The 1,755-nt window shown below is 39.4% G+C and carries 2 protein-coding genes; both read left to right on the top strand.

Going from position 1 to position 1,755, the window contains the following annotated elements; all coding sequences use genetic code 11:
• Positions 1-64: 64 nt before the first annotated feature.
• Positions 65-994 carry an IS1595 family transposase gene (locus ACTRWE_RS19150; protein ID WP_161781329.1) on the top strand — a complete coding sequence of 310 codons (930 nt, stop codon included), beginning with the start codon at positions 65-67 and terminating at the stop codon, positions 992-994.
• 15 nt (positions 995-1,009) lie between these two features.
• Positions 1,010-1,702: a hypothetical protein gene (locus tag ACTRWE_RS19145; protein ID WP_036956898.1), complete on the top strand. Its 693-nt coding sequence runs from the start codon at positions 1,010-1,012 to the stop codon at positions 1,700-1,702.
• The last annotated feature ends 53 nt before the right edge of the window (positions 1,703-1,755 follow it).

Below are 1,755 nucleotides of genomic sequence, written 5' to 3'. Positions count from 1 at the left end.
GGCGCTGATCCATTTCTGTGTTGGTTTGCTATACTAAGTAAATCAAATCATGTTAGGAGCGTCCATGAATAATACTCAGTTTGCCAATCTTCAAACAAAACTAGAAGATCTAACTTTTGTTCAGTTGAAGCGTCTCCGACAGCACCTCGAAGAAATGATCTCTTCGAATCATGTAGGTAAAGCTATCGCTGTGCATGAGGAAGGCGTAGGCGAATGTGCCCATTGTGGTAGCGATGAGTTCACAAAATACGGAACAACAGCACGAGGGCAGCAGAGATACAAATGCAAAGCTTGTGTTCGAACGTTTAATTCACTTACAGGTACTCCGTTATCTGGCATGAAAAAACAAGATAAATGGCACCAGTATTCTGAAGGCATGTGGTTTACAGCCAAGATCAGAGAAGCAGCAAGTGAGCTAGGTATTAATGTTAAAACCGCTTGGCGTTGGCGTCATCAGTTATTATCTAAACCAAGACAAAGAAAGCCTTCAGAGCTTCATGGGATCATTGAAGCCGATGAAACCTTTATTAACGAGTCGTTCAAGGGTAAACGCAAGTTGGAAAGACCTCCACGTAAGCGTGGTGTTAAGAGCCATAACATACCTAAAGTACCAGTTATGCTTGCATTAGATCGCAACGGTGCTGTCACTCACTGCGTCTTGCAAAGAAACACAAGAGAAGAGCTGGAGAAATCACTAGCACCAGTATTAACACCTGAGAGTGTATTGTGTACCGATGGCAATTTGTCATATCAAACTATCGTTAAAAACCTTCCTTTTGAGCTTGATCATAAACGCCTTATAGCTATTGATAATCAAAGAGTTATAGATGGCATCTATCACATACAAACACTAAACAATTGGATGATGCGCTGGAAACAGTGGCTAAGGCAATTTAATGGGGTTGGCACAGATTATCTTGATAACTACATCGCTTGGTTTAGGCAAATGGAGCAGTCACAAGAAGACGATAGCTGGGTCGTTTTAGCACTATAAATATTTGGAGTTTTAATGAAGATACTTAAGATATTGATCATTGTTTTTATTACGTTTTTTATAGCTTCATTTGGTTACTTTAAAAAAGATGCCATTGCTTGCGAACTGATAGGGGTAACACACTTCAATGAAGTGTCACCAGATTTTTATGTTGACCAAAGTATCGACACTTCGAAACAAGTTGAGCTGTCTCATGCTGTAGAATCAGCATTTAAAAGGGTTTCGGATATCTATGGCACTCCCACTTCCAACCCTAGAATCATTGCTACAGCCGAAACAAAATATGCCAAGTTCGGATTTAACCCCACAGGTATGCAAAACTCTGGTTTATTTAGGGAATGTATATTTCTAGGCCCTAAAGGACTAAACACTGATGTAATAGCCCATGAACTTGTTCATGCAGAAGTCAGACACAGAACAAACCTGTTTGTTGAACTAACTCAATTACCTGCTTGGTTCATTGAAGGTACAGGGATCAAAGCAGATTACCGAAAGCCATTTTTATTAGAAAACATTGATGTGAAAAATGATGACGTAGATGAGATCAAATCGGTGTTTTACCTTAGTGACTTCCCAAACACCAAGGTAAAGTATTATCAAGCATCGCTAATCGCTGTAGAGCCGATGAACCCAAAGGACATGTATAGAGGCTTAGAAAGGTTGAACAATGGTGAACAGTTTGAGGACGTTTTTGACGAATTCTTTTAATTGTTGATTAATATTGAAATTTTATTCTATCAACACAGAAATGGATCACAGCC

The sequence above is a fragment of the Pseudoalteromonas sp. G5_S1_54_S4 genome (assembly GCF_054968565.1).
The sequence above is the reverse complement of the archived record's forward strand: the minus strand, read 5'-3'. Positions and strand labels throughout refer to the sequence as shown.

Bases quoted from the DNA above. Each gene is read 5' to 3' on its own strand.
- ACTRWE_RS19150 (WP_161781329.1), top strand. From the start codon at position 65: ATGAATAATACTCAGTTTGCCAATCTTCAAACAAAACTAGAAGATCTA.
- ACTRWE_RS19145 (WP_036956898.1), top strand. From the start codon at position 1,010: ATGAAGATACTTAAGATATTGATCATTGTTTTTATTACGTTTTTTATA.